19 protein-coding genes are annotated in these 21,155 nt (G+C 69.8%); 13 read left to right on the top strand and 6 right to left on the bottom strand.

Annotation, left to right across the window (positions count from 1 at the left end; translation table 11 throughout):
• Positions 1–55 precede the first annotated feature (55 nt).
• The 10 genes from K8556_RS10810 to K8556_RS10765 all read left to right on the top strand — a co-directional run bounded on the left by K8556_RS10810 (position 56) and on the right by K8556_RS10765 (position 13,456).
• Positions 56–505, top strand: coding sequence for an AAA family ATPase (locus tag K8556_RS10810; RefSeq protein ID WP_223739956.1), 450 nt, complete (start codon positions 56–58; stop codon positions 503–505).
• Positions 492–1,259, top strand: a complete 768-nt coding sequence (locus K8556_RS10805; RefSeq protein WP_223739955.1) for a tRNA(His) guanylyltransferase Thg1 family protein — start codon at positions 492–494, stop codon at positions 1,257–1,259. Before K8556_RS10810 ends, K8556_RS10805 begins: the two co-directional genes overlap by 14 nt.
• A 119-nt stretch (positions 1,260–1,378) precedes the next feature.
• A complete protein-coding gene (locus K8556_RS10800; protein ID WP_223739954.1) occupies positions 1,379–2,116 on the top strand; it encodes an SUMF1/EgtB/PvdO family nonheme iron enzyme in 738 nt (245 codons plus the stop codon).
• Between the two features lie 217 nt (positions 2,117–2,333).
• Positions 2,334–2,831 (top strand): hypothetical protein, encoded by a 498-nt coding sequence (locus K8556_RS10795; protein WP_223739953.1) that lies wholly within the window; start codon positions 2,334–2,336, stop codon positions 2,829–2,831.
• A 46-nt stretch (positions 2,832–2,877) separates the two neighbouring features.
• Complete coding sequence (locus K8556_RS10790) at positions 2,878–4,629, top strand: Hsp70 family protein (protein ID WP_223739952.1); 1,752 nt, start codon at positions 2,878–2,880, stop codon at positions 4,627–4,629.
• Positions 4,630–4,635: 6 nt separating this feature from the next.
• Entirely contained in the window at positions 4,636–6,156 is a 1,521-nt protein-coding gene (locus K8556_RS10785) for a S16 family serine protease (RefSeq protein WP_223739951.1), read from the top strand.
• Positions 6,153–8,438, top strand: a complete 2,286-nt coding sequence (locus K8556_RS10780; RefSeq protein WP_223739950.1) for a DnaJ domain-containing protein — start codon at positions 6,153–6,155, stop codon at positions 8,436–8,438. Before K8556_RS10785 ends, K8556_RS10780 begins: the two co-directional genes overlap by 4 nt.
• Positions 8,435–10,219, top strand: coding sequence for a hypothetical protein (locus K8556_RS10775; RefSeq protein ID WP_223739949.1), 1,785 nt, complete (start codon positions 8,435–8,437; stop codon positions 10,217–10,219). Before K8556_RS10780 ends, K8556_RS10775 begins: the two co-directional genes overlap by 4 nt.
• A gap of 287 nt (positions 10,220–10,506) precedes the next feature.
• Positions 10,507–11,658, top strand: a complete 1,152-nt coding sequence (locus tag K8556_RS39730) for an HNH endonuclease (RefSeq protein WP_223739948.1) — start codon at positions 10,507–10,509, stop codon at positions 11,656–11,658.
• 67 nt (positions 11,659–11,725) lie between these two features.
• Positions 11,726–13,456 carry a DUF262 domain-containing protein gene (locus K8556_RS10765; RefSeq protein WP_223739947.1) on the top strand — a complete coding sequence of 577 codons (1,731 nt, stop codon included), beginning with the start codon at positions 11,726–11,728 and terminating at the stop codon, positions 13,454–13,456.
• 3 nt (positions 13,457–13,459) lie between these two features.
• On the opposite strand, the gene K8556_RS10760 is transcribed toward K8556_RS10765, so the two are convergent.
• Complete coding sequence (locus tag K8556_RS10760; protein ID WP_223739946.1) at positions 13,460–14,098, bottom strand: ribonuclease HI family protein; 639 nt, start codon at positions 14,096–14,098, stop codon at positions 13,460–13,462.
• A gap of 31 nt (positions 14,099–14,129) precedes the next feature.
• Positions 14,130–14,864 carry a zinc ribbon domain-containing protein gene (locus K8556_RS10755; RefSeq protein ID WP_223739945.1) on the bottom strand — a complete coding sequence of 245 codons (735 nt, stop codon included), beginning with the start codon at positions 14,862–14,864 and terminating at the stop codon, positions 14,130–14,132.
• Positions 14,865–15,023: 159 nt separating this feature from the next.
• On the opposite strand from K8556_RS10755, the gene K8556_RS10750 reads away from it, so the two are divergent.
• Both K8556_RS10750 and K8556_RS10745 read left to right on the top strand, forming a co-directional pair.
• Complete coding sequence (locus tag K8556_RS10750) at positions 15,024–15,824, top strand: carboxypeptidase regulatory-like domain-containing protein (RefSeq protein ID WP_223739944.1); 801 nt, start codon at positions 15,024–15,026, stop codon at positions 15,822–15,824.
• A gap of 161 nt (positions 15,825–15,985) precedes the next feature.
• Positions 15,986–16,171: a hypothetical protein gene (locus K8556_RS10745; RefSeq protein WP_223739943.1), complete on the top strand. Its 186-nt coding sequence runs from the start codon at positions 15,986–15,988 to the stop codon at positions 16,169–16,171.
• A gap of 160 nt (positions 16,172–16,331) precedes the next feature.
• On the opposite strand, the gene K8556_RS10740 is transcribed toward K8556_RS10745, so the two are convergent.
• Complete coding sequence (locus tag K8556_RS10740; protein WP_223739942.1) at positions 16,332–16,625, bottom strand: TIGR02300 family protein; 294 nt, start codon at positions 16,623–16,625, stop codon at positions 16,332–16,334.
• A gap of 140 nt (positions 16,626–16,765) precedes the next feature.
• Between K8556_RS10740 and K8556_RS10735 the strand changes: the two genes are divergently transcribed.
• Complete coding sequence (locus K8556_RS10735; RefSeq protein WP_223739941.1) at positions 16,766–18,064, top strand: GYF domain-containing protein; 1,299 nt, start codon at positions 16,766–16,768, stop codon at positions 18,062–18,064.
• Between the two features lie 225 nt (positions 18,065–18,289).
• Here the strand turns inward: K8556_RS10735 and K8556_RS10730 are convergent, their stop codons facing one another.
• From K8556_RS10730 to K8556_RS10720, 3 genes are read right to left on the bottom strand one after another with little or no spacing between them, the layout of a single operon-like run.
• Positions 18,290–18,553, bottom strand: a complete 264-nt coding sequence (locus K8556_RS10730) for a DUF3006 domain-containing protein (protein ID WP_223739940.1) — start codon at positions 18,551–18,553, stop codon at positions 18,290–18,292.
• Positions 18,550–19,926: a ComEC/Rec2 family competence protein gene (locus K8556_RS10725; protein ID WP_223739939.1), complete on the bottom strand. Its 1,377-nt coding sequence runs from the start codon at positions 19,924–19,926 to the stop codon at positions 18,550–18,552. The genes K8556_RS10730 and K8556_RS10725 overlap by 4 nt, the downstream gene beginning before the upstream one ends.
• A complete protein-coding gene (locus K8556_RS10720) occupies positions 19,923–21,143 on the bottom strand; it encodes a ComEC/Rec2 family competence protein (RefSeq protein WP_223739938.1) in 1,221 nt (406 codons plus the stop codon). Before K8556_RS10720 ends, K8556_RS10725 begins: the two co-directional genes overlap by 4 nt.
• Positions 21,144–21,155 lie beyond the last annotated feature (12 nt).

Below are 21,155 nucleotides of genomic sequence, written 5' to 3'. Positions count from 1 at the left end.
TCCACCTTCAGGATGAGGCGGTGTCGTGCGTCCGCCTTCGCGAGAGGGGGGCGGCATGGAAGCGGTCATCTTCACGGGCATCCAGGGGGCGGGGAAGAGCAGCTACTACCGGGAGCGCTTCTTCGCCACGCACGTCCGCCTGAGCCTGGACATGCTCAAGACGCGGCACCGGGAGAAGGTGCTGCTGCGCGCGTGCCTGGAGGCGAAGCAGCCCTTCGTGGTGGACAACACCAACCCCACGGTGGCGGAGCGCTCCCGCTACATCGCCGCCGCGAAGCAGTTCGGCTTCCGCGTGGTGGGGCTCTACTTCCAGTCGAAGGTCGCGGACGCGCTCCTGCGGAATGATCAGCGCCCGGTGGAGCAGCGCGTGCCGCTGGTGGGCGTGCTCGGGACGTACAAGCGATTGCAGGTCCCCAATCCCGAGGAGGGCTTCGACGCGCTGTTCTTCGTCCGGCTGGGGCCGGACGGTTTCACCATGGAGGAGTGGCAACGTGAAGTTCGATGAGCTGGACGCGAAGATGCGCGTGTTCGAGACCGCGCACGACCTGTGCGTGCTGCCCGGAGTGTTCATGGTGGCGCGCATCGATGGACGCGGCTTCACGCGGCTGACGAAGGAGGTGCACGCCTTCGAGAGCCCCTTCGACGTGCGCTTCCGGGACCTGATGGTCGCGACGACCGGACACCTGATGGACTGCGGCTTCCGGGTCGTCTACGGCTACACGCAGAGCGACGAGATCTCGCTGCTCTTCCACCCGGACGAGGACACCTTCGGGCGCAAGACGCGCAAGCTCAACTCCCTGCTCGCGGGCGAGGCGAGCGCGAAGTTCTCGCTGCTCCTGGGGGACCTGGGCGTGTTCGACTGCCGCATCTGCGAGCTGCCGAACGCGGCGCTCGTTCGCGACTACTTCCGCTGGCGCAGCGAGGACGCGGTGAGGAACGCGCTGAACGCGCACTGCTACTGGAGCCTGCGCCGCGAAGGGAAGAACGTGGCGGAGGCCACGGGCATGCTCACGCGCCTGTCGGTGGCGGAGAAGAACGAGCTGCTCTTCCAGCGGGGCACGAACTTCAACGACGTGCCGAGCTGGCAGAAGCGCGGGACGGGGCTCTACCGGGAGACGTACGCGAAGGAGGCCCGCGACCCGAGGACGGGGGAGACGGTCCTCGCGGAGCGCCGCCGCCTCAAGGTGGATTTCGAGCTGCCGATGAAGGACGCGTACGACGCCTTCATCCTGTCCCTGCTGGAGGGCGTGGGGCGATAATCCTCCGGATGACTTCGATTTCGCTCCGTGGCTGTTCGGCTGTCGCCCTCCTGGTGTTCACGGCGGGCTGTGGCACCGCGAAAGAGGGCACGGCTCCACATGTCTCCCGTGTGGAGCCCGTGCCCCCGCCTGAGTCGGTGTGGCTGCCTGCCGGGCGCTTCGAGATGGGCTCACCGGCGGGCGAGCCGGACCGCGATGTGGACGAAGGGCCCCGGACGGAGGTCGCGTTCGAGCGCTTCCAGATGGACGTGACGCCCGTGACGGCGCGGGCCTTCGCGGCGCGACGTGAGCAGGTGCGCGCGAAGGATCCACAAGCGCGTTGGTGGACCGACGCGGAGACGCCGAACGGGTGGCTCGGCCGCTGCAACCTGGACTCCGAGCGCACGGAGCATCCCGTGAACTGCGTGGACTGGCGCGCCGCGCGGGCCTACTGCGAGCTCGTGGGGGGAGCGCTGCCCACGGAGGCGGAGTGGGAATACGCCGTGCGTGCCTCGACGACCTCCACCTTCTGGTGGGGAGCGTCGTTCGACGCGCAGCACGTGGTCGGCTCGGTGTCGTGCGGGGCGCGGGGTTGCCTCGGCGGCACGGCCCCGGTGGTCCAGTCCGGGCCGCGATGCAATGGCTGGGGGCTCTGCGACATGGCCGGGAACGTGTGGCAATGGACCGCCACCGGCTACCAGGAGCGGCTGGGCGAGGACGCGCCTCCGGATGCCTCCGGCGTGCCGGAGAAGCCTGTCCACCGGGGAGGCGCCTGGCTCAATCACATCCCATCCCTGTTCCGGTCCGCCCACCGGGGCCTCGCCTATCCAAAGAATGGATTGACGGGAGTGGGGTTCCGCTGCGTGCACCGGCCCTGAGCGACTCGGCGTCGGTGTGCGGGGGCACTCGGGGTGTCGCGGAGCCAGTCATTGCCGTTGGGGCCGTATGTCCTGGATGGCAGTGGCCCCCGGGGTCGTGAGGCGCTGTCCTACCCGGGGCGGGGGATTGCGCGCGTTCGCCCGGGTGCCGCAGGATTCGCGCCCACGCGCCCGGATGCCTTCGCGGCACGGCGCGGCGGTTTCGAGGGGGACGCACATGGTCATTTTCGGTTCGAGGCTCTACGGCAAGGTCGATGAGATTCCGGGCGTCGGCTACGTGGCGACGAAGTTCGGTCACATCAACTTCGTGCCGCTCATCCCGCTGGAGGGATGGCTCGTCGTCGCCGAGGAGGGCAATGGCTGGCGGGGAACGGCCATCTCCATGAGCGGCAAGTCCGTGCTCACGGCGTGGGCGCGCCTGCTGTTCCTGGTCGTGGGGATCATCTCGCTGCTCACCGGCATCTTCACCTTCGCCGGGAGTCATTCGGCGGATTCTGTCTTCAGCGGCCTGCTCGGCCTGGCCTGCATCGGCGGCCTCATCGCTTCGTACAGGTGGAGGTGGGTGACCCACGCGTCGCCGGAGCGCGCGATGGAGGTCGCCCGGGAGGCGGGGATCAGCGAGGAGGGATTGAGGCAGCTTCGCAACCTGTACGCCGCTCCGCAGGCCTCCACCGTCGCCGCGCCCGCGCAGCCGTGGACGCCGCCGGAGTCCTAGTCCGCCGCTCGCGGTCCTTCGCCGAAAGGCCTTGGGTTCTCCTCGCATGAGTCATGTCGTTGGCATCGATCTGGGCACCACGCACTCCCTGGTGGCCGCGCTCGACAGCGCGGGCCGTCCCAACCTCCTGACCAACCGGTTGGGGCAGCGGCTCACGCCGTCGGTGGTGGGGCTGGACGCGGAGGGCCGGCTCCACGTGGGCGAGTCCGCGCGAGCGCAGTTGCTCGTGCATCCGGAGCGCACCATCGCGGAGGTGAAGCGGCGCATGGGCCGCGACCTGCCGGTGACGCTCGGGGACCGGCGCTACAGCCCCACGGAGATCTCCGCGCTCATCCTGCGAGCGCTGCGCGAGGACGCCGAGCGGGCGCTGGGCGGCGCGGTGACGGAGGCCGTGGTCACGGTGCCCGCCTACTTCAGCGATGCGCAGCGACAGGCGACCAAGGACGCGGGGGAGCTGGCGGGGCTCAAGGTGGAGCGGCTGCTCAACGAGCCCACCGCCGCGGCGCTCGCGTACGGCGTGAACCACCTGGACGCCGAGCAGTACGTGCTGGTGTACGACCTGGGCGGCGGCACGTTCGACGTGTCGGTGCTGGAGATGTTCCAGGGCGTGCTGGACGTGAAGGCCTCCGCGGGCAACAACCAACTGGGAGGCAGTGACTTCGACCAGGCGCTGGCCGCGTGGCTGGGCGCGGAGTTCGAGCGCGCCCACGGCGTGTCGCTGGCCGGGAACCTGGCGGCGCAGGTGCGGCTCAAGGCCGCGGCGGAGGCCGCGAAGATCGCGCTCACGTCCGTGGAGGCCACGCCGGTCATCGTGCCGTTCCTCGCGCCGGGCCGGGGAGGCACGCCCGCGTCGCTGGAGGTGGAGGTGACGCGCGCGAGGTTCGAGGCGCTGATCACCGACCTGGTGCGCTCCACGCTCGAGCCGATGGAGAGCGCGCTGAAGGACGCGAAGCTGGCGAAGAAGTCCATCGCGGAGGTGGTGCTGGTGGGCGGCAGCTCGCGCGTGCCGCTGGTGCGCAGGTTGGTCGCCGAATACTTCGGGCGCGAGCCCCGCGACGGCGTGCACCCCGACGAGGCGGTGGCGCTGGGCGCCGCGCTGCAGGCGGGGCTGAAGACGGGCGCGGTGAGCGCCGCGCACGGCATCATGATCACCGACGTGTGTCCCTTCACGCTGGGCGTGGAGGTGCAGGCGACGGTGGGGCGCGAGCGGGTGGGCGGAGTGTTCTCGCCGCTCATCCCGCGCAACACGACGGTGCCGGTGTCGCGCACGGAGACCTTCGCCACGACGGCGGACGGGCAGCGCGCGGTGGAGATCCGCGTGTTCCAGGGCGAGGCGCGGCTGGTGAAGGACAACCTGCTGCTGGACGCGTACACGGTGGAGGGCGTGCCGCCCGGTCGCGCGGGGACGGAGAAGGTCGCGGTCACGTTCACGTACGACATCAACGGCATCCTGGACGTGACGACGCGGGTGGTCTCCACGGGCAAGGAGGCCACGCTGGTGGTGGACAAGCGCTCGCAGCGCCTGGGACCGGAGCAGCGGCTGGAGGCCAAGGAGCGGCTGGCGCGTGAATGGGGCGCGGCCCCGGCGGCGCCGGTGTCCGCACCCGTGTCTCCGGAGGCGGACGCGGATGCCTTGTTGAACGCGGCGACCGAACGGATCGCGACCGCGCCGGAGCATGTCCGTCCCCGGCTGGAGTCGCTGTGCAACGCCTTGCGCGAGGCCCGCGCGAAGGGCGACCGGGGTGCCGCGGCCCGTCTGGATGCCGAGCTCACGGACCTGCTGTTCGACCTGGGTTGAGCGCGCGTGCTCCTGACTGAGCTCAAGCGCGCGGTGGTGCTGCGTCCGGCCGAACCCTCGGCGCGGCTGGCATTGGCCGAAGCGCTGTTCCAGGAGCGTGACTTTCGCGGGTCCGCGGAGCACGCACGCAAGGCATTGAACCTGGGCGGAGGCGGGCCCGCGCGCCGCCTCTTGTGCGGAGCCCTGGCGCGCGACGGTAAACGGACGGAGGCGAGGACGCTGCTGGAGGCGGCCGTTCGCGAGGCGCCTCGCGATGCATCCCTGCGCGCGGAGTTGGTCACCTTCCTGGAGGAGGAACGGCCGGACGACGCGCTCGTGCATGCGTTCGAGGCCACCGAAGCAGCGCCCGGTGAGCTGGAGGCCTGGCGCGCCGTCATCCGTCTGTGCGAGCGCACGAACCGGCCTACCGAAGCCATGCCCGCGCTCAGGCGGGCCCGTCTCCTCGCACCGGAGGATCCCCGCCTCGCGGAGTCGGTGCTCGGGGCGCGAACGGCGCTCGGACTTCCGGCCAGCACCGCCATGCTGGACGCGCCTCCGCTGGAGCAGGCCGCGCAGGCGCTCAAGCTGCCCACGGCGCGTGCCGCGCTCTCCGAGGCGAAGCTCGACGCGGCCGTTGAAGCGCTCTCCCGGGGCGCGTTCGCGGAGGTGAAGCGGCAGCTCGTCATCGCACCCGCGGCGACCCGGGCCAGCGCCGCCGCGGCCCTGCTCCGCGCGGAGTTGCTGTGGCTGGAGGGCCGGCCCGCCGCCCAGGTCGAAGAGGCCCGTCGCGCCGTGCTCGACGTGGCGGGGGCCCCGGGGGCCGCGGCGCTGCGCCTGGGGGACCTGCGGCTCGAAGCGGGTGCGCTGGACGAGGCACAAGCGCTCTACGCCCGAGCGGGCGCGAATGGAGAGTCCCTGGCGGCGGCGGGCCGCGAGGCCGAAGTCGCCGAACGCCGCCGTCTGCTGGCGCGTGACCTGCCCGCGGTCGGGCGCGTGGGCGTGCTCGGCTGGCATCCCGGGGGCGGGCATGTCTCGCCGCTGGAGGCGGTGGCGGTCCCCGGGCGCGGCGTGCTGCGGTGCAGTGGCCGCGTGGGGCCCGAAGGTCAGGAGGCCGCGGACGTGGCCTTCAGCGTGGTGCGTGCGCGCGCTCCCGCGCTGAGCCTGGGGACGCTCACGACCCGTTACGACCTGCACCTGCACTACACGGACACGGAGGTCGGCAAGGACGGCCTGTCCTCCGGGCTCGCGCTCTCGCTGGCGGGCCTCTCCGCGTACACGCAGCGCCCGCTGCCCGCGCGGCTGGCCGTGACGGGCGAACTGACGCTGAACGGTGAAGTGCGGCGCGTGGGCGGCGTGCACGAGAAGTTGGTGGCCGCGTACCTCGAAGGCATGCGCGTGGTGCTGCACCCGCGCCGCAACCTGGACGACGTGGCGGCGCTGCCGCCCGAAGTGTCCGGACGCCTGCGATTGATCGCGGTGGACAGCTTGGATGAGGCGTGGCGGCTCGTGAACGCGACCGCGAACACGCCAGGACTGGAGCGAAGGTGAATAACGAGCCCCGCCAGAACCCCTACGAGGTGCTGGGCGTCGAGAAGGACGCGGATGCGCGCGCCATCAAGAAGGCGTACTTCGAGCGCGTCCGGCAGAACCCGCCGGAGACGCATCCGGAGGAGTTCCGGCGTCTGCGCGAAGCGTACGAGCTGCTCTCCGACCCCGAGGCACGCCAGGCCTTCGACGCCAGCGCCGCGCAACAGGCGGACGGCCCGGAGGCGGCGAAGAACGCCGCGCTCCAGGAAGCCATCAACCTGTTCGAGGCCGGCGACAAGGTCGGCGGCCGGAGACTCCTCACCGAGCTGCTCAACGAACAGCCGGACTTCCACGACGCGCGCATCCTGCTGGGCCGCCACTTCCTCTACGAGGGTGACGCCAAGGAGGCGCTGGCGGAGTTCGACGCCCTGCTCGCGCGGGCACCGGACCACTGGCAGGGGCACCTGCAACGGGGCTGGGCGCTGCTCCGCCTGGAGCAGATGAAGGAAGCCGCGGATGCCTTCTGGCGCGCGGGCAAGCACGGCCCGTCGGAAGTGGGCCCTCGGGTGGCGCTGGCGGACTGCCTGGAGGCGATGGGGCAGGTGGCGGACTCGCTCAAGGTGCTCGAGCAGGCGCAGTCGCTGCCCGGCATCTCGCGGATGGACGTGCTCGCCCTCAAGGTGCGGCGCATCGCGACGATGCTGGAGTTCGGCCAGGACGCCGACGCCGCGAAGGAGCTGGAGCGGCTGGACGCCGAACTGCCGGAGGACGCCGACCCCGAGCTGCGCCGGTGGACCGGAGGGCAGCTCTCCTCGGCCGCCGCGCACCTCTTCGCCCAGCAGAAGTCCAAGGGCGCGAACCAGTTGCTCGCGTTCGGCCGGCGCTTCAACCCGGAGAGCGCCACGGAGGTCGCGTATCCCACGCGCGTCATCCTGGACGTGGACGCCCTGCCGCCCGTCACCCGCGAATGGCTGCACGCGGAGGCCGAGCGGACCGACGGCTGGCGCGCCGTGATGACCTGGGTGATGCCGGCCATCCTCACGTTGGGCGCCGCCGCCGCCACGGCCTTCCTCCTGGCCTTCATCGCCTTCGGCATCTCCGAGCGCGATGTCTGGGATTGGGTCTGGTGCGCGGTCTTCGCGGCCGTCTTCTCCGGCGTCACCTGGGCCCTGGCGCGCAGGCTCCTGCGGGTGATGGCGAGCCCCTATGGGCGCTTCAACACCATCCATCCCCTGCACCTCATCCAGGTGGCCATCGACCGCATCACCGTGTGGCCGCTCGTGCACCTGCAGGACCTGCAGTTGGTGAACCGCCACGTCAACGGCGCCTACCAGTTCACGGCCATCGAGCTGCGCTTCAACGACAAGCGCATGACCCTGCCGGTGCACGGCCGGGAGAAGGCGGAGGCGCTGGCCCAGGAGCTGATTGCCCGGCGCCGCCGCGTGTTGGAGTTGCTGGGCCGGGGCATGCTGGACGCGGAGAGCGGGGTGGAGCATCTGCCTCCGGCGCTGCTGGCGCGCGCGGACACGAAGGGCCGCGTGCGAGCGGAGAACGCCCGCTCTGCCTGGCCCGGCGTGTTCGCCGCCGCGGGGGTGGGCGTGTTGCTGGTGGCCGGTGCCGTGTGGCCGCAGCGGCAGACCGCCTCGGCGCACGCCTGGACGCGCGTCGCGTCCCAGGGGGACCTGAGCTCCATGCTCAAGTACCTGCGCGAGCAGTCTGACTCCCGCTTCACCCCGCGGATCCAGGCCCGGGTGGACGCGGAGCTGGACAAGGCGCGCGCACGGCTGGAGGCGCGGTTGGAGCCGGGCAGCGCCGCGGCGCCATCCCGCGCGTTCTTTGGGAGCCTGCTGGACGCGGTCCAGCGCAAGCACAGCCGCCGCGTCAACGTGGAGTGGGAGGCGCCGGCCGGGACGCGGACGTCGGCCCGGGAGGACCCGTCGGACCTGCTCGTGAGCGCCTGGCAACGGACGGTGGATGAAGCGCTGGGGCAGGGCGTCCTCGTCGTGGACCAGGGGCGGGGGCTGCCGGTGAACGGACCGCCGGTGCTCACCCTGCGCGTGCGGGAGGCGCTGAGGCCCGGAGCGGGAGGCGCGTCCTCGCAGCGGGTCTGGTCGGTGGCCCAGGAAGGGCTCGGAGCGGACGCGCCGGTTCCGCCGCTGGAGCTGGTGGCCGACGCGGCGGATCCGCGTGCCCTGGAGGTCCTCTTCCGCGCGTGGGTGGACCGCTGGCACCTGCCCGGCGCGGGAAATCGCCGTCCGCTGTTGCTGACCGCTTCGACGCTCGTGCAGGAGGCCCGGCCGTGAGTGCACCTTCGACTTCTTCTCTCCGGGGCTGGTTGTTGCTGGGCGGCATCGGTGTCTGCGCGCTCGGCATCGCGGCCTCGACCCGGAACCTCAACACCGATGCGAAGGTGGTCTTCGTCAACGGGTTGGACGTACCGGTCACGGTCACCGCGGGCCCCGCGCACTTCACGCTCGCGCCGAACGCTCACCACAGGTGGCAGTTGCCCATTGGCCCGTTGGAGGTGGACATCCAGGGGAAGCAGGGCCGGCTGGCGCAGGAGACGGTGTTCGTGACGGGCGAGGAAGGCCTCTTCGTCTACAACGTGCTGGGCGCCGCGCCGCTCTATACGACGACGGTCACCTATTCGGTGAACCAGAACTCCAAGCAGTCGGACGCCACGCCCCAGGTGCTGGCGGGCACGTCCTTCCGGCACGTGGGGCGTATCGATTACATGCTCACCGAGCCGCCAGAGCGCATCACCATGCGCAAGGAGGACGGCAGGTCCACCCTGCGCACCCATCTGGGGCGAGCGAAGGGGGGCTGGAAGTCGAGCTACGGCTGGCTGATGGCCCTCCACCGCACGGCCGATGCGGCCCGCCTGGCGGAGGGGCTCTGGAAGGCCCTGCCGGAGACCCCAGAGGTGGAGTACGCGGCCAACGCCGCCAAGCTCCTGGCCGCGCGAGAGGAGGGACTCCTCGCGTCGCTCGCCGCCGCGCGAGCCCAACGCGACGCGCATCCCGAGGACATGGACGTGCAGCGGCTGTGGATGCACGACATGCGCAGGGCTGACCGCATCGACGATGTCCGGGCCCATTACCAGGCCGCGGTGGAGCGCGAGCCCGGCTCGCTGCTCCTGGGCATCCTGCTCGCGCGCCTGGAGCCGGAGCCCGCGGGGACGGAGCGGCTGAAGGCGCTGATGCGCGAACATGCTGGGGATCTGCTCCTCCGTCGGGCACTGGCGGTGCGCCACACGCGTCAGCAGCGTTGGGCGGAGGCGCTCCCGTTGCTGGAGGCGATGGAGCAGGAGGACCCCGACTACGCGCGCTACCTGAGCACGCATGCGGAGACGCTGGTGGCCCTGGGCCGCCGCAAGGAGGCGGCGCGCAAGCTGTCGGAGCATCTGCTGTTGCAATCCCAGGACAAGGAGGACCGGCTGGACCTGGAGGACGTGCGGCTCTACGCGAGGGTGGTGGGGCACGCGTCGCAGGAAGGTTCCGCGAACGAGGTGATGCGGCAGCTCGTCGAGAGCGCCCAGAAGGAGCGGCCGGAGGGAGTCGTGGCTGTGTGGCTTGAGGCTTCGCTCGGGCAGCAGGTGGACGCGGAGAAGCTGCGCGCGGTGCCTCCGGAGCATGGGCTCGCGGGCGCGGCGCGGGTGTTGATGGCGCTCGCGGAGGAGCCTGAGTTCGCCGCGAGGGCCGCCGCCAGCGTGGACTTCCTAGGCTTCCGCCAGCTCGACACGGAGACGGGCATCCTGTTGGCGGCGGAGTTCGAGAGGCTGGGGGACGCAGCGCTCGCGGTGAAGCTGCTGGACGTCTCCAACGCGGACCTGGGCTACGGCGAGCTGCAGGACGTGCTGAGCGGCAAGCTGCCGGTGGACGCCATCACGACGTTGGACTGGGGCGAGCGCGCCGCGCTGCACCTGGTGCTCGCGCGCCAGTTGGATGCCCGAGGCCAGGACTCCAAGGCGGCCTATGCGCTCGTGAAGAAGGAAGTGCTGCTGCCCGGCGCGGTGAGCATCGCGCTCCAGAACTGGGACCACCCCAAGCCGTCCCATACCGTGGCGGGGGACACGATGCCCTGACGGCGAAGGTGACGGGGGAACCCGCCCCGTGATTGCTGTGTGTGGACATCAGCTTGTCTGTCCTTGCTCAGCCGGCCATGCTTCTTACATCCACAGCCAACGCCGGATTCTTCAAGCAGCGAGGGCCTTGTCGTCCAAGCGCTCAGCTCTCATGCTGGGGACTTGTGAGCCTGAAGATGCCAGAACTCCACGACACGACTGTCTATACGATCATTGATCCGCAAAGACTCCGCGCAGCCGACCAGGGGGCTCGCCCATCGAAGCCGCTTTCTGAAGGAAGACAATGGGTGGCGGGACTTCGGGCGCTCACGGAGGCCGGACGGACAGGTAGAAGCCTCGCGGTCGTCTTCGCGGATGCACGGGCCACAGCCAATCTGCTGTTCGCGGCGCTCCTGTGTGACATCAAGATCCAGGGAGACAGAACGACCTTCCGCTTTACCCACCTCCAGTCCTTGCATGGGCAGACAAAGACGGGGTTGCGTCTCCTCTCAACAGGCGAGGCACTAAGTCCCGGGTTCATTCGACCCTACGCGCTTGTCCAGACGCCAGACTTCCTGAGAAGGAGTCCTTGGGATGTCGCAGGCGGGCGTAAGGCTGAGGAGGCGGAACGGAAGCGCGCCTTCCTGCTACATGTGAATCCCAAGAGTGGGTTCAGCTATGAGTCCGGCTTCAAGGCGACCGAGCCCTTGACCAGCGCGAGATTCCTGCTGGATTCAGGACGGGACCATGGTTGGTCCGTGGGCAATTGCTGGCGGATGATCCGCGAGGGAGACCTCCTGCTGTTCAGGTTCCGCGACAGGAACCATCCTGGCGGCGCGGCCGTTTTCTTCGCGGGTCAGGTCTCGCGGGCCCCCTTTATGCGACAAGGCTTCCGGAAGCTCCGCTATGTCGTGGAGGCTCACCTTACGAATCATTTGATGGAGAATCCGGTATCCGCCCAGCGTCTCCATGCTTTTGTTCCGAAGTCATGGGGGGCGTCAATTCAGGCTCTGGGGACCGGCTGGGAATCACTATTCGAGCCCGTGTGCCAGATCATGGACCCCCTTGGGGCACTGCAGCCTGTAGAACGCCCCAGGGTGATGGTACGTCGACTTGTCAGGGATTCGCTCTTCGCATCGCAGGTGCGGTCCATGGCGAATCATCGATGCGCCGTATGCCCCACACATCTGGACTACAGGGGCGCTGATATCCTGGAGGTTGCACACATCCGCCCTGTCGCTGACGGCGGCCCGGATGACCCTCGGAATGCGCTCGTGCTCTGTCCCTCGCACCATGCTCTCTTCGATGCGGGCCTCTGGGCACTTTCCAGGAATGGCAAGGTGGTTCGGTCAAGGAAGCTGCCTGCAGCCTTGGCCGAGCATCTAGGAGAGCGAATTCCCTTGGGGTGGAAGGTGGATGCCGATTGCATTCAGTGGCGCCGGGCCAAGATGATCAACTGACCGGGGGCTCCTTGGCGGAGACCCTGATTCGAAGATTGATGCCGTTGCGACGAAGGGATGGGATGTCATGAGCTATCTGCCGCGCAGCCTTTTCCGTCTCATTCAAGAGATAAACGTCTCGCTGTTTCTGCCCCACATCCAGCGTCCGTTCGTCTGGGAAAAGGAACAGATGCAAAGGCTGTTCGACAGCCTGATGCGAAATTATCCCATCCAGACATTCCTTTTCTGGAGAACTCAGGACGGCATCCGGGCACGTCGTTTCATGGACAAGGTGGAGTGGGACGCCAACCTGAGCGGTCTTTACGCGGAAGCAAAAAGTGAGAAGGGCATAGAGAAGACGTTCGTGCTGGACGGACAGCAGCGGCTCCAGACCCTCTATGCGCTCTTCGCTGGAAGTATTGTCGATGCGAAGACCCAACAGGTTCTTGAGGCCTATGCTGACGTAACAGCTGAAGGACGGCCTGGGCCAGACGGCATGGCCTTCCCACTTCGATTCGCGGCGGAGTCGCCGGGTCTCCAGTGGTACCGCTTGAGGGCCCTGACCAGCTCGGATCAGCAGAGAAGTGCCCATGACATCGCGGAGAACCTCAACGAGCGGCTGGAGGTCATGTCGGACGGACTCTCCAAGGAGGCATTGAAGACCCGCGAGAAGTCGGTTCGAAAGAACGTTTCGCAGATCGTTTCGCTCCTCAGGGAGGATAAGCACTTCTGGATCGAAGAACTCGATGGTGTGGCGAATAACTATCCCTACTCCCTCGTGCTCGACATCTTCGTTCGGGTGAACTCTGGCGGCACGAAGCTTGATGCCGCGGATCTGATGTTCGCGGCGATGAAGCAGAAGTGGGACGCAATCGAGGAGCAGGTTGAGAGCGTCGCGGACTCCCTCAACGAGCAGCAGCTTGCGTTTGACAAGTCCCTCCCACTCAAGTGTCTGGTGGTCACGCATGGGAAGGGCGCTGAGCTGACACCAGAGAAGTTCGCGGGGCCCGCTGGTGATGAGTTGCTCAATGCCATCTCGACCCGGTGGGATGATGCCGAGTCCGCGTTTGAGCAACTTCGGGACTTCATTCGCAACGATTTGGGGCTTTTCTCAGACCGGGTCGTGCAGAGCTATGGAAGCTTCGTCCCCCTCCTCGACTTCCTCTTCCACAACCCGAAGCCCAATGAAGTCAGTCGGAAGTTGATGGCCGCCTACTATTACAAGGCCCAGCTCTTTGGTTGGTTCAGCTCAAGCACCGATACGGTGATCAATGCCATGCATGGCGTCGTTGGGAAGCCGTGCGGTGGGGTGTTTCCGATTGGCGACATCAAGGCCTACTTCGCGCGCTCGGGTTATGAGGTGCTGCTGAACGACGACCATCTCCGCAATGTCCGTCACCGCTTCATGCTGCTGAACATCGTCTACCTGGATCAGTTCGGAACGAGCCCGTTCAACGTGAAGTACAGAGGCAACGAGCCGCACATCGATCACATTTATCCGCAGGCCAGCCTCCGCTCTCACTTCTTGTTGGGAACGGATGAGGTCAACCACCTTGGCAACTACCGTTTCGTTGGCGCGACCGACAACATGCGCAAGAACAAGGAGAAGCCAGCCGAATACTTTTCGAGGCTCAGGGACGCCGGTGTTCCCATTGGGAAGCACCTTCTGTTGGAGCCAGAGGCCGACGACCCGACACTCCTGAAGTGGGACGTCGAGACATACCGACACTTCCGCGACCGCCGCCTGGCCAGGGTGAAGGAGATCGCCGAGCGCGTGGTCAATGCGGAGCAGCCAATCGGCCAGGGGGCCGGGCGCTGACGGCTACATCCGCTCGTCGATGGCGCGGTTGCTCATCTCGTCCGCCTCCGCGTTCTGCGCGCGGGGGACGTGGGCGAGCCTCACCTTGCCGAAGGTGGCCAGCAGCTTCTGCGCCTCCTGGAACAGGGGCTTCAGCGTGGGGCTCTTCACCTGGTACTTCCCACCCAACTGACGGATGAGCAGCTCGCTGTCCGCGAAGACCTCCACCTCGCGGGCGCCCAGGCTCTTCGCGTGCTGCAGGCCGATGAGCAAGCCCATGTACTCGGCGTAGTTGTTCGTCTGGTGCCCCAGGAACTTGCCCAGGCGCGCCACCACCGCGCCCTCGGCGTTCGTCAGCACCGCTCCCGCGCCGGCGGGGCCCGGGTTGCCTCGCGCTGCTCCGTCCGAATAGACGCGCACGCGGTTCAGCGTCCCTCCCGCCGCGGGCGTCACCACCTCGATGCCGGGCGTCGCGGACTCGGGCGCGGGCTCTGAAGCGGCAGCCCCGGCCTCGCGTGGACCGCCGCCCAACTGCTCGGCGGCTTCGTCCAGCAACTGGCCCAGGTGCTCGCGGGTGAGCCCGCGAAAGGCGCGCACCGTCGCCGTCAGCGGCTCCTCACGGGCGATGTGACGGAGGACGTCGACGAGCGAAGGGGTCGGCATGGGGAGGGGACCGAAAGGTGACGCGCCGCCACTACTTCTCGGCGGCTTCCTTCGGCTCCTGCAGCGCTTCGACGGCGAAGATGATGCGGTTGCACGAGGGGCACACGTCCGTGCCCAGCGAGGTCCGCAGCATGTTGTACATCTGCGGGGGCAGGTTCATGTTGCAGCCCTGGCAGGTGCCCGCCACCACGCCCACCATCGCGGGCAGCTTCTTCTTGCGGATGACCTCGTAGCGGCGGAGCAGGGTGGCATCCACGTTCGCGGCGACTTCCGCGCGGCGCCCCTCCAGCTCCTTCACCTGGGACTCGGACTCGCCCAGCTTCCCGCGCAGCTCCGTCATCCGGCCCGACAGGCCCTGCTGCTTGGTGGCGTAGTCCGCCTCCTTGCCCTTGATGGCCTCGCGCGCCTGACCCAGCTCCTTCACCTTCTCAGTCAGCGCTTCGGACTGGGTGAGGATGCCCTTCTTCGCGATGTCGATTTCGCGAGCGAGCGCCGAGTACTCACGCGTGGAGCGCTGGTCGGACAGGCGCGCTTCCCACTTCTTCACCTTGTCCTTCTCGTCCGTGATGTTCTGCTCGAGCAGGGCCTTCTGCTTCTCGAGGTCGGCGACGCGTGTCCGCTCGGCCTCGATGCCATTGCGCGCGACCCCCAGCTCCCGCTCCAACTCGGAAATCTGGCGGGGATGCACGTCCGCCGCCTTTCGGAGCGAGGCGACCTCGAGGTCCACCTTCTGCAGCTCCGCCAAGGCCTTCAGTTTCTCCCGCAAGTTGCTGCCTCCCACACGGCCGCACCGACGCGCGGCTCGGCTCTTGTACCAACAAGGGTGCTGGGGTTCCAACGCGTAATTGGGGACGCCTCCATCCCGTGTTCCCCACCTGCCTCTGGAGCGTTTGAATCCGCTTCACGCACCCGTTAGACGGGGCACGTGTCCAGCCTCCGACTCCGCCCCCTCCTGGCCCCCGCGCTCCTCCTCGCCGCCACGGCCTGCCGCGAAGCCCCGCCCCCGCCGGCCCCCTCTGTCGCGCCCCCCGCCGCCGCCGCGCCGCGCCCCACCGGGCCGGTGAAGTGGGGCGAAATCGAGGGGCGGGTGGTGCTGACCGGGACCCCTCCCCAGGCCTCCAGCGCGTCGACCTCCGCCACCGTCGCCAGCGTGTGCGGCGACCAGGCGGAGGACCGCTCGCTCGTGGTGGGGGGGGAGGGCGCCCTGGCCCACGCCGTCGTCTCGCTCCAGGACGGCGCCGGGCTCGCCGAGCCGGAGACGCCCGCGCCGCAGCCCGTGCTGGACCAGAAGCAGTGCCACTACGAACCGCCCGCGCTCGCGGCGAAGGCCGGCGGCGAGCTGCTGCTGCGCAACTCCGACCCGCTGGTGCACAACGTGCGCGCCCAGGCGGGGACCAACCGCTCCGTCTTCAACGTGGCCATGCCCCTGGAGGGGATGACCCTGCGCCGCCCCCTGCCCGCCGAGCCCGGCACCGTCCAGGTCCGCTGCGACGTGCACCCCTGGATGCGCGCGGTGGTTCGCACCTTCAACCACCCGTACTTCACCACCACCACCCCGGACGGGCGCTTCCGGATGCGCGTCCCGGAGGGGTCCCACACGCTCGTCTTCTGGCATGAGCGGCTGCCCGAAGCGTCCCGGACCGTCACCGTCCGCGCCGGGGAGACCGTCCAGGTCGATCAGACCTGGGGCGTGTATGCACTGCGTCAGGCCGGCTCGGGGAAATAGGGCGCCCCTGACACGGTTGTCGCGTCCGGTCCCGGCGCAACGAAGTCATCGGCCAGGGGTTCCGTCCAAGTGCCGGGAAGCACGCCCCTTGTTCAGACTTCTGTCTTGGTGGCAAAATTGCTTTGTCGGAAGCCAACACTTCCGCCCGAGGGGGAGTCGTCATGCATCAGACCAGGAAGCAAGCCACGGTGTCCGCCGAGGCGGAGCGCCTGCCCGTGGGGGCTCGCCGCAAGGGCGCCCGGCCGGCGGGCATGCAGGAGATGGGGCCCAACCTCTACGAGAAGATCCAGAGCGCGCTCACGGAGCTGTCGCTGATGTCGTCGCACGAGCGGCTGAACGGTACCTGAGCGGTGACGTCCCGGAGCGGTGTGGCCCCTGGGGAGGGGCCCCCGTCTTCCGGGGGCGCCGTTGTCGGGCCCGGTGACTGCCTCGGGGCGCGCAAACGGCAACGGGGCCCGCCCGAACCGCTCGGGGGACCCCGGATGATGCGAACCTCTGAGCGCGACCCTACAGGTCGTCGTCTTCGGCGGGCTCGGCGCCGGCCTCGGCGTCCTCGTCGTCACCGAAGGAGTCGAGGTTCTCCTCGTCCTCCTCGGCCGCGGGCGTCTCCTCGGGCTCGGGCTCGATGACCTTGGGCGCGGCGGCCAGGCGACCACGCCGGCCCTCGGCGGGCTTGGCGACCACGTTCTCCCGCTGATCCGCCCCACACTTGGGGCAGATGGGGTCCGGCTTCTTCATGTCGTAGAACTTCGTCCCGCACTTGAAGCACGTGTGCTTGGTCCCGAGATCCTTCGCCGGCATGCGCCACCCTCGTAGAGCCTGGAGTGAAACAGAGGGCGGCTGAATAGTTGGGCCGAAGAAGAGAGTCAACCGTGTGTTTGCGCGGGAGATTTCTGGCGGTAGCATCCCCGCCGGTTTCCCCCGAGAGCCGGACGCCCCCTTTGAACTTCACCTGCGACAATTGCCAGAAGCGGTACTCCATTGCGGACGAGAAGGTCCGCGGCAAGACGGTCAAGGTCCGCTGCAAGAACTGCCAGAACGTCATCACCGTGGAAGGGCCCGCCGAGGAGGAGAGCACCCGCGTGGTGTCGCTCGCCGACGTGGAGCGCATCCGGGCCCAGGAGCGTTCGCTGGCGGGAGGTGCCGCCGCCGCGCCCGCGCCTGCCCCCGCTCCGGCACCGGTGGCCGCCGCGGCAGCTCCTGCGCCCCTGGCCAGACCTCCTGCGTCGGCTCCCCAGACCCCCTGGGACGATGAGCCCACGCGCACCGCGCCTCCCCGCCAGACGGCCGGGGCCCCGTGGTTCGTGATGGTGCGCAACAAGCAGGAGGGCCCGCTGGACGAGTCGGCCGTGGCCGAGTGGATGGCCGCGGGCACCATCAGCGCGCGCAGCTTCTTCTGGCGCCAGGGCATGCCGGACTGGAAGCGCGGTTCGGACATCCCGGAGCTGGCCGCGCTGCTCGCGCCCGCCGCGCCGCCGGAGCCGCCGCCTCCGCCGCCGGAGCCGCCGCCCGCGGTCGTCGCGCCGCCCGCGCGCGCCGCCCCCGCCCGCCGGGAGCCGGAGCCCCAGCAGCCCTTCTACGCGGAGAACGAGCCCGCCCCGTCCGAGGACGACCACAACGACGGCGGCTTCGAGCGCGACGGCGACGAGGACGAGGGCACGCTCTACGGCGACAAGCGCGCGGCGCCCGCCCCGGTGCCCACGCCCGCCCCGCGCCGCGCGGTGGCTGCGCCCGCGGACGAGTCCCCCGCGGCGAGCGGCGCGCCCCTCAACGAGCTGTTCTCCGACCTGGACCTGCCCGGCAACCGGGGCGACGGCTCGGACGAGGAGGACCCCGGCCAGGACGAGACGCGCGAGGACCCTCGCAACGACGAGGAGGAAGAGGACGCGCGCGAGGCGCAGGACTCGAAGGCCGCGCGCAAGCGTCCGGTGGTGCCGGCCCGTCGTGGCAGCCCGCTGAAGGTGGTGGCGCTGGTGCTGCTGCTGCTCATCGTCCTGCCGGCGGTGGCGCTTTTCGGCCTGTCGGCGGCGGGCATGCTGCCTCCCGCCCTCGCGGACATGGTCAACAAGGTGACCGGCAAGGCGTCCGCGCCCGCTCCGGCCCCGCGTCAGGCCACTCCCGCGCCGGGGGGCGCCGCCAAACCGGCGACGCCTCCGGCGGCCGCTGAACCCGCGACGCCTCCGCAGGGTGCCGCGGCGGGTGGCGAGGCCACGGCTCCGGCGGAAGGCTCCGCGCCGTAGCCATCCTGTGAGGTGGGCCTGCTTTCCGCGCGACGCGGCGGGCAGGCCCTCCCGACACGTCCTGTTCCGGCCGGGAAATCCGGCACGTCGAGCAGGACGGCCCGGTTCAGAGGGCGCCCTACGTCCTGCTTCGGCACGTCGAGCGAGCAGGACGGTTCGGTTCTGTGGTCGCCCTACGGCCTGTGCCGGCCGCGGAAGCCGATACGTCGAGCAGGACGGCCCGGTTCAGAGGTCGAAGTCGCCCGCGGGCGGCTTCTTGCCGCGCATCGCCTGTTCCCTCGCGGCGCGGACTTCGACGCGCAGGGCTTCGGTGGCTTCGGCGTCCACCGTCCCCGTCTCCAGGTCCACGACGTCCCCTTCGCGCACGCCGGAGGGCAGGGTGCCCAGCGCGCGGGTCACCTGCTGGCCGTCCACCACCAGCACGGCGACGTCGTCCTCGATGCGGTCCACCGTGGCCCTGGACCGGGGCTTCGTCTTCTTCTTCGTCACGGGTCGCAGTCTCCCGCGGGCTTGCGGCCCGACTTCAATGCCGCGTCACGCGTGCTCCACGTGAGCAGGTTCTCTTCGTTGATGAGCCGAACGCTCCGGCAGGTGGCCTTGTGGAAGATGCGCTTGTTCTTGCTCGCCATGTAGCTGCCCGTCATGGGCGTGCTGGTGGATGAGCGCACCGCCTTCGGAGGCGCCTCCTCCGTCCGCGTGCCCTTGCGCGCGACAGGCAGGTCATCCACGTCCGTCACGTTGCCGACGCGGGCCTTGCTGTCACGCGGTGCCTCGACGACACGCGCGGGCTCCGTCCGGGCGGCTGGGGACGGTTCGGCGGGGACCGGCTTCACCACGGGCGCGGGCTTCACCGTCCGCACCAGCGCCGGGCGCGGATCCAACCCCGGGAAGACGCGCCGCGTGCCGCCGGGCTCCCCCGGGGTCGGACGCTGGAGCGACAGCTCGAACTGCTTGCCGTCGCTCACCGCGTGCACCTCTCCGTTCACGTCCGTGCGGAAGGCCCGCGCGTCCACGCCGCGCAGCCGCGCGAGGAGCTCCTTCACCTTCGGGCTCCTGCCCAGGCTGTCATCCCCGCTGAGCACCGCCGCCTGCGGCCGCACCTCCTCCAGGTACGCCTGCGAGTTCGCCCCCTCCACACCGGGCGAGGCGACCTTCAGCAGCGTGGCGGAGGACAGGAGCCCGCGCTCCAGCAGCCGGGCCTCCGTCTCCGCGCGCGCGCCGCCCGCGAAGACCACCGATGTGTCCGCGTACGTCAGGCGCAGCACGATGGAGTTCGCCGCGTTGCGCCCCTCCGCGTCCGGGGCCTCCTTCAGGAGCGGCTCCGCGGGCGCCCGGGGCCAGAGCACCGTGAGGTTCACCCCGTCCTCCAGCGTCAGCCGGACCAGCTCCTTGGGCGCGGACGACGGCGGCGCGGGCGAGAGGATCTGCACCCCTCGCGAGCCCACCGCCGTCAACAGCGCGTCGTAGGCCTTGGACGTGTCCGGGAGCTGCGGCTCCATCAACCGCCGCGCGCCCACGCGCTTGAGCACCGCCTCCAGCGCGCCGTGGTGCCTGGGGTCCGGCTGGGTGAGCACCACCAGGTCCAGCTCCCGGCGCAGCAGCTCCGGCAGCCGGTTCACCAGGTGCGACTCGGCGGACGCGGGCCCGGAGTCCACCAGCACCGTGTTGCCTCGCGGCGTGACGATGAGCGCGGCATCCCCCGCGCCCACGTCGAAGAAGTACACGTGGAGCTTCCCGTCCGGCGCGCCGCCGAAGTAGCGCGACTTCTCCGGGGGCTTCTGCGCGGCCGGCGCGGGCGGCTGCTGCTGACAGGCCAGGGAGGCGAGCAGCAGCCCCACCCCCAGCGCGATGCGGGCCTTCATGGATGACAATCCTCGGCGGGGCGGCGCTCACGCAGGGCGTCGGCGCGGCTTGTGTAGACGGTGCGCTCGTTCTTCGAGCGCTTCAGGGTCTTGCAGCTCTCGCGGTGGAACACCTTGCTGCCCTTGAGCGACACGTAGCGCTCGCCCGTGGCTTCGGACGCGCTCGCGGGCGCCGGGGGCTCCACGGGCGTGCGCGTCCGGGGCACGCCGGGCTCCGGCTCCTTCTCCGTGGAGCGGCCGGAGCGGCCGTGGGGCGTGGGCTCGATGGGGCCGAGCGCCACCGGGCTCCCCGCCTGCTGCGTCCCGGACAGGCTCGTGGCCCCGGTGCCCTTCGTCGAGCGCAGCGTCACGGTGGTGCCGTCGCTCACCGCCAGCACCTCGCCGTCCTGGTCGGTGCGGAAGGCGCGGGCGCGCACGTCGCGCAGGCGGCCCAGGACCTCCGGGCTGGGGTGGCCGTAGTCGTTGCCCACGCCGCAGGAGATGACCGCCGCCTGCGGCTTCACGCGCTCCAGGAAGGCCGCGGTGGAGGAGTGCTTGCCGCCGTGGTGCGCCACCTTCAGCACCGTGGCGGTGAGGTCCACGGGCTTCTGGAGCAGCACCTCCTCCGTGGGCGGCTCCGAGTCCCCCGTGAAGAGGAACGCCGTCTTCCCGTAGGTGAGCTTGGTGACGATGGAGTTCGCGTTCGGGTCCGAGCGCGTGTTCGCGAGGAACGACTCCTGGGGCACGCGCGGCCAGAGCACGGTGAGCGCCACGCCTTCGCCCAGGCCCACGGTGAGCAGCGTCTGGGGCGCGTGGGGGTTGGGCTCCGGGCTCATCACCTGGCCCACCTCGCGGCCCACGAAGTCCAGCAGGTCGCGGTACGCCTCGCTCGGGTGGTCGAAGCCGGGGTCCATGAAGCGCTTCGCCCCCACCGCCTTCACCGCCGCGCGCAGCCCGCCCAGGTGGTCCAGGTGCGGGTGGGTGAGGATGACCAGGTCCAGCGGGCCCTTCACCAGCTCGCGCAGCCGCGCCGCCAGCCGCGCGCCGGCCTCTGGAGGCCCGCCGTCGATGAGCACCGTCTTGCCCGTGGGCGACACGATGAGCGCCGCGTCCCCCTGGCCCACGTCGAGGAAGTAGACCGAGAGCCGGCCCGGGGCGGGGGAGGGGAGGGCCGCGTGGCCCGGCACCGCCGCGAGGAGGAGGACAAGGAGTGCGAGCAGCCGCGCGAAGACCTTCACGGGTTGGAACTC

The organism is Corallococcus sp. AS-1-12 (genome assembly GCF_020036995.1).
GTDB lineage: Bacteria > Myxococcota > Myxococcia > Myxococcales > Myxococcaceae > Corallococcus.
The sequence above is the reverse complement of the archived record's forward strand: the minus strand, read 5'-3'. Positions and strand labels throughout refer to the sequence as shown.

Coding starts and splice junctions, on each gene's coding strand:
- K8556_RS10810 (WP_223739956.1), top strand. CDS start 56: ATGGAAGCGGTCATCTTCACGGGCATCCAGGGGGCGGGGAAGAGCAGC.
- K8556_RS10795 (WP_223739953.1), top strand. CDS start 2,334: ATGGTCATTTTCGGTTCGAGGCTCTACGGCAAGGTCGATGAGATTCCG.
- K8556_RS10790 (WP_223739952.1), top strand. CDS start 2,878: ATGAGTCATGTCGTTGGCATCGATCTGGGCACCACGCACTCCCTGGTG.
- K8556_RS10765 (WP_223739947.1), top strand. CDS start 11,726: ATGAGCTATCTGCCGCGCAGCCTTTTCCGTCTCATTCAAGAGATAAAC.
- K8556_RS10760 (WP_223739946.1), bottom strand. CDS start 14,098: ATGCCGACCCCTTCGCTCGTCGACGTCCTCCGTCACATCGCCCGTGAG.
- K8556_RS10745 (WP_223739943.1), top strand. CDS start 15,986: ATGCATCAGACCAGGAAGCAAGCCACGGTGTCCGCCGAGGCGGAGCGC.
- K8556_RS10740 (WP_223739942.1), bottom strand. CDS start 16,625: ATGCCGGCGAAGGATCTCGGGACCAAGCACACGTGCTTCAAGTGCGGG.
- K8556_RS10725 (WP_223739939.1), bottom strand. CDS start 19,926: ATGAAGGCCCGCATCGCGCTGGGGGTGGGGCTGCTGCTCGCCTCCCTG.